Raw genomic sequence first — 13,761 nt, forward strand, 5'->3', positions numbered from 1 at the left:
ACGTTCAGGAGATAGAATTTTGAAAAAAGCGAGAGAGTCCAAATTGAAAACCCTGCTGGGATGGGGATTTATCGTTTTTATTCTGCTCTATTTTGTGCTCACGTGAATAAATGGAAGGCAACTGGAGATTTTGACCTGAATCCAATTTTTGGATGGAATGGCGTCGGTTACTGGGGGTTCTTTCTGCTTGTGCTCCTCGGAACTGCGTTAAGTTTTTGCTATTCGAAATGGAGAAAAAGAAGAAAACAAGATTCCCTGAACCAATCTGCATAGGCAACCCGTCGTTACCGCCCGTGAAATCGTCAACCAATAGAACGCTGGACCTCTCAGGCCGGGACGCCTAGCCTCGACGATGTAGAAAAATTGAAATCAAATGAAAGACGCTTCATGTGAAACCAAAAAATCGAAAAAGGGAAAGATTGTCCTTGGAGCGCTAGCAGCTGGATGGGGCTTTCTTATGTTCTTCTGTGCAGCTTCGGTAGTTCAACGGGATGGCTCTTTTTCACTGGAGATGTATCCTATCCCTCTTGCCATCGCAGCAATCTATGCTTCGGGGCTCATCCTCATCTTCGGGTTGATTTGTCTTGGATGCCATCTTGCCAAGGTGCAGGATAACGCATATATTTTTCTTTCGATCCTGTTCATATTTCTTATGTCGCTGATCGGTTGGTCATCTGCTCCGAAAGCCATCTTCTAACCCTGAAACTACATCCAGTCGGAGCAGGACAACCCGATAACCCGCCCGTAAAACTCTAAAAACCACTAGGACTTCTAACCCCTCAGGCGGTTGCCTGTCCTCATCGTTAGCCCAATAAATATGAATGAAATCATAATCCCTCCAGAGGTTTCGTTAATTCGAGCATCTGACGCTCCTTTGCTTTTGCAGTCGATAAGACCCTCTTGGCAGGCGAAGGATTTGATCACACGGGTTCGACGGTTAATTGATGTGGATCCGAGCAGCGCATGCCAACGACTCTTCAATGCCGCTATTCATGATCTTCGAGAAAAAGTGGTGATTGCTGGTATCGATATTGCCAGAGAAGCCGCTAAACAGCACAAGCTCCCTCCGGTCGATCGCGCTGAGGACATAGAAGACTACTCAACGTCGAAGTTAATTGATTTAGCGCATAGAATAGGTCTATTAACCCGTCCAGATTGGAGGAGACTCTCTAGGTGTTATGAGATACGCCGCGACCTCGAGCACGAATATGATGAGTATGAGGCGGGAGTGGAAGACTGTGTCTATATCTTCCAGACCTGCATCCAGGCGGTTCTCTCAAGAGACCCAATACATCTATTGCGTGTTGCCGATGTGAAAGACTTGGTGGAGCAGCCACAAGCGGCTGTGCCATCCCCAAGCCTAATTGAGGATTACCAGCATGCTCCTGCACCAAGGCAGGAAGAGATATTAAAGTTTCTCGCTTCAATCGCCATGGACTCCACAAAAGCAGAGTTGGTCCGGCAGAATTCATTCGTGTTTTTGTCGTCAATCGCAGAACTTACTCAGAACCCGGTCAAGTTGGTGTTAGCAGAACACCTTCAACAAAAAATTACTCGCTCTGGCCCTTCTCGTCTAGTTATTCGTGTTTCTTTCGCTTCTGGAGTGTTGCCTTACCTCAAACAGGCTCATCTTCACGATTTCTACTCTGCAGTTCTTGCGCAAATGCGGGAGACTGGGCATCAATGGAGGGCATACCCTCTTCACGGCGAATTGCTTCGATCTTTCAAGGAAGTAGGAGGATTGGTTTATTGTCCACAGGATCCTCGAAGAGAAATACTGAAGTATCTTTGCCTTACTTACATTGGCGAGTCGGGAGGAATGACATCATACGGTAATGTAAGGAATGTCTTTTACAGTAACACAGCTGAGCCCATTATTACTGAGCTAATAGAGGAAGCCGCCTCTCAAGTTGCGGATGATCTTCGCAATCTAGTCGATGACAAAGAAATCAAGCGGCTTATTACCAATCAACACCTTGCAAGGAGATATGAAGCGCTACTCGACATCGTTTCAGAAACAAACGGTGGCTAACAAAACAGTGCGTGTGAATTCCTACTCGCTCCGCTCCTAGGAATCCACGACTTCGACGTTGTGTAAATGAAAGATGATCTCCACTTACTCCAACTAGTTGCTGAGCAACCCACACCTCCAAGGAAGTTGAAAATCTCGGAGGTGTATCAAAGAGAATTGAAGAAGAAGGGAAGCTTAATCAGCGGGGGCGTTGGACTGCTTGGGATTTTTGGTATATCTATCTTCATCATCAGCAGATCCTTCAACTTGGAATTGTCGGAATGGCTTCTCCTATTGGTCTTCGCATTTATTTCACTAATTGCGCTATCTGTTACCAGCATAGGGCCAATCATACGCCACAACATCCTAAAGAATGGAATCGTAACGATAGGAACCGTCACAGAAGTCAATCAATTTGATGGGAGCGATGCTACCTTGGGAGCCTTGCGAAGCGGAGGCATCTCAGTAGCGAAAATTTGTGTAAAAACCGCAACCGGTACATTTATTGCCGAATGGGACTTTGATGGACCTGACTGGAGAAAAATAGAAGAAGGAACTCAACTGAAGCTTCTTATTTCTCCAAATCGGGACATAGTGACAGATATTGTTGAAATTAAGCCAAAGACACAACCAGACGACTTAGACAACCCCATTGAACTCGCCCGAGAATCCTAATAATCACAAGGACGACTGAGCCTCGCAGGCTGGTTGTCTGGTTTCCACGTTGGACGAAGTAGAAAATTGAATACGTTTCCATACAGCATCCCCATTGATCGTGAGCTTTCCGATTCGGAAAGATCGATTCTTCGAAAGCTTATCTCTGAAACCCAGCCAGAGCGAGAGAAAGAAATAGATTCGCTTCATGTCTTTGGACGGTGTGGTTGCGGATCTTGCCCAACAGTGATGTTCACGTCTGGAACTAAAAGAGAAAAAGAAAGATCGATTTTAGCAGACTTCCAAGGCGGAGACACAGAATCCGGCTTGGTGGGAATCACGCTATGGGAAAGCAATGGATCTATCACCGAACTAGAGGCTTGGTCGATAGATGGAACAGACATAGAGTTTTGGCCTGAACTCGAAACAATCAGACCACTGGAAATCTCGAGATGAGAAGAAGAGAATGGTCCAACCAGGCAGCCCATACAACTCCGGCCATCGCTCCGCGATGACCTCCGCGTATGGCTTTCACGTTCTCAAGAAATGAATCTTCCAAGAGTATCAAAGAAAAAAGGTGCATTCAGCGGATTCATAGCAGGATATCTGGCTGGAATGTTCCTCTCATTTTTCGCGATGATTTTCTGGAACTGGGAAATGAATAAAGTGAATCTTTTTCTTCTTCCTGTGCCCTTCGGTTTTATTACTTCGATTGTAGGATGGTATTTTCCCAGAACAATGGCTGCACTTGCGTGGTTGTTGGCTTTTATCCCAATACCATAAGATTAAATTGAGAACCAGACGGCACAGGTCAACCCATGTAACCCGCCCGAAAATCCGAGAATCACTTGAACTACAAACTCGTCAGGCTGGGTGCCTGGCCTCGACGTTCGCTGAAATGAAAATAATTACAACTCTCGCACTCTTCTCCGGTATCACGATTATCGCAGCAATCCTCTTGGGCGGCTGCACCAACTCCTCAGAAGAAGATTCGGGATTGTTTCCCACGGGCCTAACCATTGTAGCATTGAGCCAAAATGATGAAGTTATGGACGCTATTGCGGTTGAGGAATCAGTCTCGGGTTCAATCATTTTCAGAGTTCCTCCTGGGGAGAGTCAGATCAAGGTATTTGCTCTTGGCGATCGGGTTTTCGAAAGCTATCCCTCGGAATTTCACTTTACCGGGCGACCGGATGATGAAGAGTGGATGGGGCTGGGTTTTGTTCGTGCTGAAATAGAAAATGGAGTTTTGACAACAATCGATTCGAATGGAATCGCTACCCTGTCGCTCAGTGACGAAACAAAAGAAGAAATACTTGTGGACCTAACAGAAGGCGCTCAGTCACCCTATGCCGAAATTGACCTCAATCCGTAGCGAACCAGGCGGACCAGGGCAACCCGACAACTATCCCGAAATTTCTGAAAATCAACCGGACTAGGAACTCCACTGACGGGTTGCCTGTCCTTCACGTTGGGCACAGGAAAAGAATAGATGCTCCCTAGCCTAACCTAGGCATACTGAAATGAAATTAACATACTCAAAAAAATGGAATGTTTTCGTGTTCTCAGTATTACTAATCTCGTATTCTATATTTTGCGCATGGATATTCACCCCAAGAATACTTGTCATATTTAACTGGAAGGAAACATCAGGCACAGTCAAAACTCTTGATTTTGAACATCTATCCCGCACCAATGGAGCTTCTGTTACCAATGCTTTAATCACCTATCGATATGACGTAGATGGTAAGGAATACAAAAATGATCGATACTCCCTGTGGGGGCACTTGACAGTCGGCACTTTCATTTCCACGAAGCAAGCTGTCCGAACTAAATTTAACCCCAACTCAAAAGTGAATGTCCGATATGATCCAGATTCCCCGATGGATTCGATCATCGCATCGCCCATCGGATTTTTCGATTGCTTCCTATTGATCTTATGGGGTCTATTCTGCCTACCTCTGATCTGCACCTACTCAAAAAAGGTCTGGCTATGAAGGAAAAACTAAAGCCCAACCAGTCGGCATATGACAATGTATTTCGCTGGCGCTCATACATGCATAGCCTCTACGTTCTGAGAAATAAATGAAAAAGATTCTGACTGTTTTCCTAGCAGTGTTCTGTCTGATTACTACCATGCTTGTGGTCTTGGCTGTCGTCGAATCTTCGATCCTAGGAAACCATGCCAGAATAATTCTGTATCCTCTAAGCACTATTTTTATAGCAATTGGTTTCGTTGGTTGGTGGTCAAGTAACCGTCGCAAGACCTGCCTGATTTCCGGAATTCTGGGAATAGCTATACTGGCAACTCTTCCGGTAGCTTTTACGCGCTTGAACAGAGGCAGTTTTTCGGGGAGCAAGAATCCCAGTCTTCAACAAAACGTTACAACCTCTCCTTCTGTATCGAGCGATTTCAGAGGGTCTGACAGGCAATCGAATTCAAACAGTATCGAAGCAATTTTATATGACGGTTTTCCAGAGACAGGATTATTTAGCTCGCAATCAGCTTCGGAGGAAAACAGCGAGTATCGCGAATATCTCTCCTACTCGCTTAGAGAATCTCAAGAACGGAATCGAATAGATTCGGAAAATGAGACTTGGAGGACTGAGCAGCGTCGAACTTCCGCTGATCGTGAGGCGGCGACCTTGAAACGAGAACAAGAGATACAAAGGAGGGCTTTGGAAGTGCTCAACGAAAACAATCCTGCCGAAAAAGAAAAACTGCGTAAGAAATTTGAAAGTGATGTGAGGAGAATTCAAAGCCTGCCCCTTCGAAACAGAACCGTAGAGGTAGCGAATCAAGTAGGATATGTTTTTTCATGGCAACCAGATTGGATTAACGATTAGACGAGTTTAATTCCGGATTCAGGCTTCTCGTTACACTCGATTGCATAGTTTCAAATGATCGAATGACAAAAAGAAAAAATCGACCTACTCCCTTAGAATTGGATCGAGCGTTGGACCGCATTTACGCCCAGATAGCTCAACTTTTCAGCTACTATTACTGGGATGCGACCATCAAGAATCCAGTCGTGTCGACAGTTGGAACACCCGAAAGTGATCCTCGTGTTCTTCTTGTCCAAAATGGAATTGTCTCAGGATTTCTTCTGACTTTGCGTAAGCTGCACGAGTTCTTCGAAGGCAAAACAGAGGGAAGGGCATTTCAAGGTGATGTCTTTGCCTCGGATTTCCCCGGATTTCAAAGTGCCGGAGGGTTTCTTTCCAAGGATGATTTTACGATGCTGCATAAGGAGATTGGTCATATTACTATCCCGGAAAAAACTGGGACCGATATTTCTGGCGAGGCTTTTCAAGCCTGTGTTGCTGCGTTCGAACGAGTGACGGAGTTCTTAAATTATTTGGAGCAAGAATTCATTTCCGACGAGAAGAAACCTCGACTCAGGGCGTGGCGTTCTTTTCTCGACGAGTCCATGGATTCATATTGCGTTGCTTTCAAATCAGAACAAGACGGGTATACAACCCGAGATTAACCACCCGCCTTGTGCTTGATCCCCCCGGCTCGGGTGCATACCCTCCACGATAGCTAAGAATGAAATCAATCTACACAGCTTTTGCAGTTTTTATCATTTTAGCCGCAGGCTGCATGACGACAGAAAAAGTAGAGTCTTCGATCAATCTTGAAGCACCATTCTCAGTATCCATTTATGCTTCCAACGGGGCACTTGTCCCAGCGAATGAAGTAGCTCTTAAAGAAATACTCAGATTTTGGTTACCAAAGATGAGGAGCATCCCATACACATTTCCCACTCCATCTGCTCGGCTAAAAATTGAAGGAAAAACGAAAGATGGAATAGACAGCGAGATGACTGTGTTCGTTGGACAGAATTGGCTTGGTGATGGCCGGGGACTGGTCACGTTAGCAGATACTCAATCATTCAAGCTTTGGAACATTATCAACAAAACAGGAGCTATCCAGTCGGAGGTCTCAACTCCGTTCGCTCGTGCCTCGCTCACTCCTTGAGACTCCTCATCGATCTCCAGAAAGAATGAATCATTTCTATCCAGGCATGGGCGCGACATCTTCGATGTATGGGGAGCCTTGGAGAAAAGAATTCGATGGTCACTTTCACGACTGGCCAGAATGGCACGGCGAGACATCTATTACCGACATAGCCAAAAGAGTAATAGAAGAGCACAAAATTGAATCAGGCGATACAGTCATTGGAACATCCTTGGGGGGAATCATAGCCTGCGAGATTGCCAATTTGGTCGATTTAGAGCGAGTCATCCTCATCGGATCAGCTAGAAGAAAAGAAGAAGTAAATCGGATTCTAGCTATCCTACACCCCTTGATTGATTTTGCGCCGATTCCCTTCATCCAGATGTCGTCTGGCAAGTTGCCGAGTGATTTGTCTGATATGTTTCGTCATAGTGATCCGGCATTCATCAGAAATATGTCGAAATCCATTTTTACTTGGAAAGGTTACGATAGCGAAGTCCCAGTCTTGCGTATCCATGGGACGAAGGATTTAGTCATACCAAACACCAAAGAGACAAATCATGAAATTGATGGAGGACATCTCATTGTGATGACACACCCCTTGGAGTGCATCGAAGCCATTAGGGCGTAGATCCAGACGGTGGTATCAACTCCGTTTCGCGCTCCGCGCTTCACTTCGTGATACACCTCCACGTTAGGCGAAAAAAAGAAAGCATATGATACAAGTAGAAGAATTTGATGATCGACCGTTGCAGGCGGGCGACACAAGGATGCTCGTTCTTTCTGGAAACGGGCCATTTCTAATTCAGTCTCGCTGTTTCGTCGATCAGCCACGTCCGCCCGGCCCTGGCTTTTTACCGTGCCCCGAGTGCGAGGGGGCAAGCGTGAAATCGATGCAGCCATTCAAGGTGAAATGCTCTACTCGTATGTGGAGAAAAGCGACAGGGCGAATTGAAATCAGCATTCGGGACTCAGCTGGAGAGAGCCTAATGTTGTCACTTAATGTCTCCGGAGAGAGTGACCGGGGATTAATGATGGGAGGCGCATAACATGGAAAAATCACTAATCGATAAAGAGCTTGATGAGCTATACAAAGAAGTTGCAGATGGTCAGGAAAGAGGTGAGAAGGTGGGTTCTTGGCGAAAGATCGCAGCCTATTCATTGAAGGTTGTGGCAGCCGGCGGAAGTTTGATCGTTGCGACTGGCCTACTTGAGCCGGCAGATCAAGGAATTGGAATAGCAGTCCTACTTGCGATCTTCGCAGACACAATTTCCTCTAATCACAAAAGGCTGATTGCGGAAGTTGAAGCAGGCTATGCTTTTCGCGCACTCAGGAGCCGAGTGAAGGGAGAGTTCAATCGTGAAGCGAGTCCCCTTTACTCAGCAGCAAACACGGAAAACGAGAGCGCGGTAAAAGAGTTGGAGCAGTTGAAGAAGCGGGCACACATTGCTCTTAGCGACGGCATTGCTGAGATTCGCTCAAAGCTCGAGAAATCTGATATTGAGGCCTTGAAAGCTTTGTCCTTGGATCAGGAACGTTCGGGACTCTCCGGGGCCGATCCAAACGCCTAACAAGCAGGTGGACTCAACGCGCTACCGCGCGTGAGTCACCTTTGACGTTAGGCGAAAGAATCATGAAAAGCACACCAATATCCGCATACGAGAAAACAGAGGGAATGCTCTACTTTGCTCGTATGCTAGACAAGATACGGAAACAGGCATCAGGAGACCTCAGAGATGACTTTCAAGGCAACCTTGGAAAAGGCTTCGACCTAAGGTGCACAAAGTATGTCCGAGTGGATTATGATGCGCTGAGAAGTCGAGTTCTAGAAGGCGGCGACGATAAGGAAATCCTGCACTGGTGCTATGATTGCGGACGCAAACTGGACGAGAACGATATACTGATCTGGAACGAGTTCATAAGAAAAGTAGGATACAGAGACTTCGCATCGGAATCACTCTCACAAAGAAAAATTGAGAGCGGTCTAGGAGATCGCAACGAGATAGAAACGATGCTCGAATACTTCGAAGTCGATGAAGGAAGAGCCTAACCAGGCGGCCCATACAACTCCGGCCATCGCTCCGCGATGACCTGCGCGTATGGCCTTCACGTTCTGAGAATTAAATGATCCATAAAGATGCATTACCTTTCCTAGTCCTTGCGGTGGTTGCTGTTGTTGCAGGCTTAGCAGGAAAGAAAAAGGGAAAGAATGTCGGATTTGTGCTGTTTTGTTTAGGTGGCTTTTTGCCATTGATTTCTTACATCAGTAATGCCGAAAGGCTGCCGATCCCATCTTCCCTAGAGATGGCTGGATTCTTCTCAGCCATCCCGCTTTTTTTGGCAGGATCTTCTCTCTCAAAAAGAAAAAAGAATTGGTTTTTCTGGATCGCAACGGGCACCGCTATTATGATCGCCGCCTTATTGAATTTGATGATCATTGGAAGGTTAAGAATGCCAGTCTAAGGTTTCGTTACGAATGAAGAAAGGAAGCCAGAACCAGTCGGCACAGGACAACCCGATAACCCGCCCGTAAAACTCTAAAAATCAACAGGACTTCAAACTCGTCAGGCGGGTTGCCTATCCTCATCGTTCTGAGAAAGAAAAATGAAAACCATAAAATACTCATGGTATGCTGTCGTAGCCTTCTCGACACTTGGGCTGCTGACATTGGTTGGTCCCAAAGTCTACAATCAGATCGACTATCAGTTCTTCGACCCACAAGGAGATCCGTCCATGTGGCCAGCGACATTTGAAGGAATACTGATATTTATTTCCATCCTCGCTGCTGCTTTAGCGCTCATGCTTAGCTCAAGAGGAAGAAAAGAAAAAGAGAATAAGTTTTCTCGCGTTGCTTTCGGAATCGTAGGATTTGCACTTTTGATTATGTGGATTTACGGAGCTAAGCTCTGGCAGGATTTTCACTCGTCATTTTTCCAGCAAAGCCTTTTGGATAGAATGATTAGTAATGATGGATCTTTGATCATACTCATCGGCGTGATATTTCATCTGACCTATGCTCTAACCGGCAGAGGCATCTGGGTATGGGGCATTCGATCCTATAACCGAATCACAAACAAATCAGAACCAGTCGCTGCTGGGCAACGTCGCTAACGCGCCGTCGCCAGAGCTCTTCGTTCGCCAGAAGATGAAACCGCTGATCGCGATACTCCTCAGTTTGCTGACTCAGATTGGTCTGCGTGCCGCAGACCTGCCGCCGTTGGTATTCGTAAACCTGAAAGACGATTGGGGTGATGCGGGCCTGAAGGCCGTCTCGGTGCAAAAGAAAGAAGACGGCAGCGTGGTTATCGAAGCCGCGGCCGAATTCGGGAAGGAATCGATGGGCTTTCGTGTCGTGCTTCTCCCGACTTGGGAGCATTGGAAGCCCAAAGATTGGCCCATGGACTCCTATCGTGGCGTGGTTCGATTGGAGTCGGTTGGTAAGGCCAGCGATCTTTTTGTCCGTAGTCTTGCGCGAGCCTACAAGCAGAAGGTCGAGCAGGTCGATTTCACCAGTGTCGAGCTTGTGGCGATTTCGCTCGGAGGTGATCCGCGGGCTGTTCGTAGCGAGCCCGTGAAGCTCAAGCTGTTTTTCGAGAGCGAGAAGGAAGAAGCCTATGCGGAGGCATACTTGAATTTCGATCTAGCACATTCTCTCGTCCAGTTTCACGAGAAAGATCACGACTACAGGAAGCCGGTGCTTGGCTTCCTAACCCGAGGAAAAGAGGCGAACAAGGCGGCACAGACAACTCCGGGGAGCTGACGCTCCCCTCCGTGTCTGACCTTGGACGTTGGCTAAGAATCAAATGACCAATTACCTCAACAGATCGACTGCTCTAGCTTCCGTCTTCGACCTCACATGAAGTCAGACAAGTATCACGTCATTCGAGCTGGTTACGACCCAGAGCTGTTTAGAGGCATCGGATCATCGATACCAGACCTACCGATCGAAGATTAGGCCGAAACCTGGCTGCAGAAAAAGAAAGACCCAAAATACTCATGGGCGATTGAGTCAGAAGGCAGATGCGTTGGAAGCGTTTGGTTACATTCTTTCGAAGAAGAAAACCGTAGGGCACGGTTCGCTATCGAGATCCACGATTCGGCATCTCGTGGAAAAGGGATCGGAATGGAAGCTACCAGAACAGTCGTCAAGGTGGCATTCGAGCATATTAAGCTACATCGACTCGACTTGAGAGTTCTCACGTCGAATCACGTGGCGATAGCCTGCTACAGATCTTGCGGTTTTAAGGATGAAGGAATACAGAGGGAGACACTTTTCATCGATGGAAGATGGGAAAGCGACCTTTGGATGAGCATCCTAGAACAAGAATACAAAGAAAAAGCCAACCAGTCGCTCCAGACAACGGCGACAAGTCGCCGCGTCTGAGCTTGGCGTTGTGCAGAAGAATAATGAAACTTTTTTTTCTAAGCTTTAGCCCCTTGATGCTTTTCTGGGGGTTGCAGTTGCTGAAACAGCCGGTGCACTACGATGGACGGTATGGACCACAAGAAGCCTATCAGTCGATTCCAGCTGCCATCGTGCTGATAGGATGTGCCTTAGCATTCATCATTTCTAGCAAGCCTCATAAGAACCTTAGGTTCCCGAAAACAGAAAAAGAGAGAAAAGAAAGAATGCTTCGACTCCTATGGTGCCTTGCAGTGCTTATCGGCCTAACCTTACTATTTGCCTTCATTGTGCCTGGAGATTACGATTCCGTTACTGAGCTCCGAGAATTGAAAAATATCCCTCAAGCTGCTTTAACTTCATTTTTGGGATTGGGATCCTTCTTCATACCTGCATTCATATTCGCCTACCTGCTGAAAGAAATCTAAAGCACAACCAGGGTGAGTAGACAACCCCGAGTGACCCGCTAGAAAATACTAAAAAGCATTTGCACGACTGATCTCGCAGGTCGGTTGTCTATCACCTACGTTCTGAAATTGAATGAATGACCAAGGCCTAACAGATGCTAAAATTAAACGACTTCTACTGAGCCTCCTAATTCTCACAATAGTAGCATTTATTTCAGGCTGGATTGGTGGTGGAATTATATGGGAAGACCACTTGAGAATAATTGAAGAAAGAAGCATTTTCAGATTCCTAGCATGCGCGCTACTGATTTTCTTTTTCCCTATGTTTTTCATCAACCTCTTGTCTGAAAAGAAAACTAAAATTGTATACATCTCCGCGGTCGTTCTTGGCCTCCTCGAAGGTGGTGCGTTCACATTGTTTGCGCTAGCATTAGCCTCGATCTAAGTCAGAACAAGGTGGAGCACTCAACCAGATAAACCGCCCGTAAAATTCTAAAAATCACTAGAACTCCAAAGCTCGACGGCTGGCCGAGTGTCCACTACGTTGGGGAAAGAAAAGAAACTTATGGAAGCTACAAAAATAACAGGAATCGATACTAATTGTGTAACTGAACCGCGCAACGATGGAACCCCAGGGTCTGCGCTTTACACTGTTCCTCTAAAGCTGAATAAGACTCCCAGTCAGCTTTGGGCGAAAATATTCGTTCATACTTGGAATTCGCCACCACAGTATACTTCTATGCATCGGCCTGGAATCGCTTCCGTAAGAGGGGACAGGATTATCCTGAATGGAACAACTCTTGATGAAGTCGACAAGACGCACAAAGCAACTTTGAAGCTGTGTATTGAAGAAGCTGATAAGAAAGAGCAGGAAACGATTAGGCGGCATGAAGAGGCTCGCCGTATCGAAAAAGAAAAATCAGACCAGTGGAGACGAGAAACCAAGGAACGTGCAGATGGGATCAGCTTCGATTAGCCAATTGCATCATTTTCGTTGGATAGTCGATAGATGAACTTGATGTGTCCTGATAAAAATGGACACGGGATTCTCTTAGAAGGAGAATCAAAGAATGAAGAGACGCCGCTACACTGCCGAGTTCAAAAAAGAGGCAGTCAAGATGATCATAATTGAAGGTACACCGGTGAAGGAGGTATCCGAGCAGCTTGGTGTTCCCGAGGGGATGCTGTATAGCTGGAGGAAGAAGCACCTGGATGATTTGGAGGCTGAGGCTCCCGAGGGTGCACAGAGTCCGAAGGCGATGGCCGAGGAGCTGGCCCAGGTCCGCAAGGAGCTGGCCAAGCAAAAGCGGATGAACGAGATACTAAAAAAAACGGTGGGCTACTTCAGCAACCCCGAGTGATGCGCTATCGGTTTATAGAGGATCACAAGGCTCGCTACGGAGTAGACGAGCTGTGCGAGTGTTTCGGACTGAGCCGCAGCGGTTACTATGACTGGCAGGCTCGCGAGCCTGCCAGTCATAGTAACCGCTGCGGCTCTCAAGGGACGGATTACCGAGTTGCACCGGCAAGCCCGTGGACGCTACGGCCACCGCCCAATCCACGAACACCTCAAGGACGAGGATCTCGGCTGTGGCCGCGACCGGACGTTACGGTTGATGAAGGAGCTGGGGATCGAAGGTCGACAAACGAAGGGCTTCAAGCCCCTTGGCACCAACAGCAAGCACGACTTCGGCTACAGCGCCAACTTGCTGCGCGAACTCGGAAAGCCGGACGACTGCAATCAGGTCTGGGTAGCCGATACGACCTACCTGCGCGTCCAGCGGGGCTGGTGTTATCTGGCAACAGTGATGGATCTGTACAGTCGGCGGATCATCGGTTGGAGCGTTTCCTCCCGCAACGATTCAAAGCTGGTTTGCCAGGCTCTGCAGTGCGCCGTCCTGACCCGAGGCGGCGAGCTGCCCGAGGGCCTCATTCACCACAGCGACCGGGGTAGCACCTACGCCAGCTACGACTATGAGAACATGTTGGAGAGCTTCGGGATCAAACAAAGCATGAGCGCCAAGGGGAACTGCTACGACAACGCCGCCCAGGAATCCTTCTACGGGCGGTATAAGACCTCAACAGTTGGCGATGAGGTCTTCTTCGATGAAGACACTGCCCGAAGCAATGCCTTCGAGTATATCGAAGTTTTCTACAACCGATTCAGAAAACACTCCTCTCTGGGCTACAAGAGCCCGATCCAATTCGAGGAAAAAATCGCGCCCCCCATGGGGGGCAATCACACAAGCCTACCGGCTTGCATCAACTACAACTAAACATCATAACACGAAGAAAATAAAGGAATCCTCTGTCCAGCGATCTCAG

The 13,761-nt window shown here is 47.3% G+C and carries 21 protein-coding genes; all 21 read left to right on the forward strand.

What is annotated here, in order from left to right:
- Positions 1–373 precede the first annotated feature (373 nt).
- The 21 genes from H5P30_RS15295 to H5P30_RS15390 all read left to right on the forward strand — a co-directional run bounded on the left by H5P30_RS15295 (position 374) and on the right by H5P30_RS15390 (position 13,712).
- Positions 374–697, forward strand: a complete 324-nt coding sequence (locus H5P30_RS15295; RefSeq protein ID WP_185693789.1) for a hypothetical protein — start codon at positions 374–376, stop codon at positions 695–697.
- A gap of 120 nt (positions 698–817) precedes the next feature.
- Positions 818–2,032: a hypothetical protein gene (locus tag H5P30_RS15300; RefSeq protein ID WP_185693790.1), complete on the forward strand. Its 1,215-nt coding sequence runs from the start codon at positions 818–820 to the stop codon at positions 2,030–2,032.
- Between the two features lie 66 nt (positions 2,033–2,098).
- On the forward strand, positions 2,099–2,686 hold the full coding sequence (locus tag H5P30_RS15305; protein ID WP_185693791.1) for a hypothetical protein: 588 nt from the start codon (positions 2,099–2,101) through the stop codon (positions 2,684–2,686).
- 66 nt (positions 2,687–2,752) lie between these two features.
- Positions 2,753–3,121 (forward strand): DUF6984 family protein, encoded by a 369-nt coding sequence (locus H5P30_RS22730; RefSeq protein WP_425504937.1) that lies wholly within the window; start codon positions 2,753–2,755, stop codon positions 3,119–3,121.
- A gap of 90 nt (positions 3,122–3,211) precedes the next feature.
- A complete protein-coding gene (locus H5P30_RS15310) occupies positions 3,212–3,448 on the forward strand; it encodes a hypothetical protein (protein ID WP_185693792.1) in 237 nt (78 codons plus the stop codon).
- A 115-nt stretch (positions 3,449–3,563) separates the two neighbouring features.
- Entirely contained in the window at positions 3,564–4,040 is a 477-nt protein-coding gene (locus H5P30_RS15315) for a hypothetical protein (RefSeq protein ID WP_185693793.1), read from the forward strand.
- Positions 4,041–4,188: 148 nt separating this feature from the next.
- Positions 4,189–4,662: a DUF3592 domain-containing protein gene (locus H5P30_RS22735; RefSeq protein WP_185693794.1), complete on the forward strand. Its 474-nt coding sequence runs from the start codon at positions 4,189–4,191 to the stop codon at positions 4,660–4,662.
- A gap of 88 nt (positions 4,663–4,750) precedes the next feature.
- Positions 4,751–5,512, forward strand: coding sequence for a hypothetical protein (locus H5P30_RS15325; RefSeq protein WP_185693795.1), 762 nt, complete (start codon positions 4,751–4,753; stop codon positions 5,510–5,512).
- 110 nt (positions 5,513–5,622) lie between these two features.
- On the forward strand, positions 5,623–6,156 hold the full coding sequence (locus tag H5P30_RS15330) for a hypothetical protein (RefSeq protein WP_185693796.1): 534 nt from the start codon (positions 5,623–5,625) through the stop codon (positions 6,154–6,156).
- Positions 6,157–6,215: 59 nt separating this feature from the next.
- Entirely contained in the window at positions 6,216–6,647 is a 432-nt protein-coding gene (locus tag H5P30_RS15335) for a hypothetical protein (protein ID WP_185693797.1), read from the forward strand.
- A 25-nt stretch (positions 6,648–6,672) separates the two neighbouring features.
- A complete protein-coding gene (locus H5P30_RS15340) occupies positions 6,673–7,257 on the forward strand; it encodes an alpha/beta fold hydrolase (RefSeq protein WP_185693798.1) in 585 nt (194 codons plus the stop codon).
- Positions 7,258–7,676: 419 nt separating this feature from the next.
- Positions 7,677–8,198 carry a hypothetical protein gene (locus tag H5P30_RS15345; RefSeq protein WP_185693799.1) on the forward strand — a complete coding sequence of 174 codons (522 nt, stop codon included), beginning with the start codon at positions 7,677–7,679 and terminating at the stop codon, positions 8,196–8,198.
- A gap of 62 nt (positions 8,199–8,260) precedes the next feature.
- Positions 8,261–8,677, forward strand: coding sequence for a DUF5069 domain-containing protein (locus H5P30_RS15350; protein WP_185693800.1), 417 nt, complete (start codon positions 8,261–8,263; stop codon positions 8,675–8,677).
- A gap of 74 nt (positions 8,678–8,751) precedes the next feature.
- On the forward strand, positions 8,752–9,090 hold the full coding sequence (locus H5P30_RS15355) for a hypothetical protein (protein ID WP_185693801.1): 339 nt from the start codon (positions 8,752–8,754) through the stop codon (positions 9,088–9,090).
- 141 nt (positions 9,091–9,231) lie between these two features.
- Positions 9,232–9,738 carry a hypothetical protein gene (locus H5P30_RS15360; RefSeq protein ID WP_185693802.1) on the forward strand — a complete coding sequence of 169 codons (507 nt, stop codon included), beginning with the start codon at positions 9,232–9,234 and terminating at the stop codon, positions 9,736–9,738.
- A gap of 34 nt (positions 9,739–9,772) precedes the next feature.
- Positions 9,773–10,387: a hypothetical protein gene (locus tag H5P30_RS15365; RefSeq protein ID WP_185693803.1), complete on the forward strand. Its 615-nt coding sequence runs from the start codon at positions 9,773–9,775 to the stop codon at positions 10,385–10,387.
- A 207-nt stretch (positions 10,388–10,594) separates the two neighbouring features.
- A complete protein-coding gene (locus H5P30_RS22740) occupies positions 10,595–11,011 on the forward strand; it encodes a GNAT family N-acetyltransferase (protein ID WP_185693806.1) in 417 nt (138 codons plus the stop codon).
- A complete protein-coding gene (locus H5P30_RS15375; protein WP_185693804.1) occupies positions 10,915–11,457 on the forward strand; it encodes a hypothetical protein in 543 nt (180 codons plus the stop codon). Before H5P30_RS22740 ends, H5P30_RS15375 begins: the two co-directional genes overlap by 97 nt.
- Before the next feature lie 544 nt (positions 11,458–12,001).
- Entirely contained in the window at positions 12,002–12,412 is a 411-nt protein-coding gene (locus tag H5P30_RS15380) for a hypothetical protein (protein WP_185693805.1), read from the forward strand.
- 94 nt (positions 12,413–12,506) lie between these two features.
- On the forward strand, positions 12,507–12,797 hold the full coding sequence (locus H5P30_RS15385; RefSeq protein WP_221774358.1) for a transposase: 291 nt from the start codon (positions 12,507–12,509) through the stop codon (positions 12,795–12,797).
- Between the two features lie 87 nt (positions 12,798–12,884).
- Entirely contained in the window at positions 12,885–13,712 is an 828-nt protein-coding gene (locus H5P30_RS15390) for an IS3 family transposase (RefSeq protein WP_185691282.1), read from the forward strand.
- The last annotated feature ends 49 nt before the right edge of the window (positions 13,713–13,761 follow it).

The sequence above is a fragment of the Puniceicoccus vermicola genome (assembly GCF_014230055.1).
In the GTDB taxonomy this organism is placed as follows: domain Bacteria; phylum Verrucomicrobiota; class Verrucomicrobiia; order Opitutales; family Puniceicoccaceae; genus Puniceicoccus; species Puniceicoccus vermicola.

Bases quoted from the DNA above. Each gene is read 5' to 3' on its own strand.
- H5P30_RS15390 (WP_185691282.1), top strand. From the start codon at position 12,885: ATGACTGGCAGGCTCGCGAGCCTGCCAGTCATAGTAACCGCTGCGGCT.
- H5P30_RS15315 (WP_185693793.1), top strand. From the start codon at position 3,564: ATGAAAATAATTACAACTCTCGCACTCTTCTCCGGTATCACGATTATC.
- H5P30_RS15345 (WP_185693799.1), top strand. From the start codon at position 7,677: ATGGAAAAATCACTAATCGATAAAGAGCTTGATGAGCTATACAAAGAA.
- H5P30_RS15325 (WP_185693795.1), top strand. From the start codon at position 4,751: ATGAAAAAGATTCTGACTGTTTTCCTAGCAGTGTTCTGTCTGATTACT.
- H5P30_RS15380 (WP_185693805.1), top strand. From the start codon at position 12,002: ATGGAAGCTACAAAAATAACAGGAATCGATACTAATTGTGTAACTGAA.
- H5P30_RS15385 (WP_221774358.1), top strand. From the start codon at position 12,507: ATGAAGAGACGCCGCTACACTGCCGAGTTCAAAAAAGAGGCAGTCAAG.
- H5P30_RS15350 (WP_185693800.1), top strand. From the start codon at position 8,261: ATGAAAAGCACACCAATATCCGCATACGAGAAAACAGAGGGAATGCTC.
- H5P30_RS15300 (WP_185693790.1), top strand. From the start codon at position 818: ATGAATGAAATCATAATCCCTCCAGAGGTTTCGTTAATTCGAGCATCT.
- H5P30_RS15360 (WP_185693802.1), top strand. From the start codon at position 9,232: ATGAAAACCATAAAATACTCATGGTATGCTGTCGTAGCCTTCTCGACA.
- H5P30_RS15365 (WP_185693803.1), top strand. From the start codon at position 9,773: ATGAAACCGCTGATCGCGATACTCCTCAGTTTGCTGACTCAGATTGGT.
- H5P30_RS15295 (WP_185693789.1), top strand. From the start codon at position 374: ATGAAAGACGCTTCATGTGAAACCAAAAAATCGAAAAAGGGAAAGATT.
- H5P30_RS22735 (WP_185693794.1), top strand. From the start codon at position 4,189: ATGAAATTAACATACTCAAAAAAATGGAATGTTTTCGTGTTCTCAGTA.
- H5P30_RS15340 (WP_185693798.1), top strand. From the start codon at position 6,673: ATGAATCATTTCTATCCAGGCATGGGCGCGACATCTTCGATGTATGGG.
- H5P30_RS15335 (WP_185693797.1), top strand. From the start codon at position 6,216: ATGAAATCAATCTACACAGCTTTTGCAGTTTTTATCATTTTAGCCGCA.
- H5P30_RS15305 (WP_185693791.1), top strand. From the start codon at position 2,099: ATGAAAGATGATCTCCACTTACTCCAACTAGTTGCTGAGCAACCCACA.
- H5P30_RS15310 (WP_185693792.1), top strand. From the start codon at position 3,212: ATGAATCTTCCAAGAGTATCAAAGAAAAAAGGTGCATTCAGCGGATTC.
- H5P30_RS15355 (WP_185693801.1), top strand. From the start codon at position 8,752: ATGATCCATAAAGATGCATTACCTTTCCTAGTCCTTGCGGTGGTTGCT.
- H5P30_RS15375 (WP_185693804.1), top strand. From the start codon at position 10,915: ATGGGAAAGCGACCTTTGGATGAGCATCCTAGAACAAGAATACAAAGA.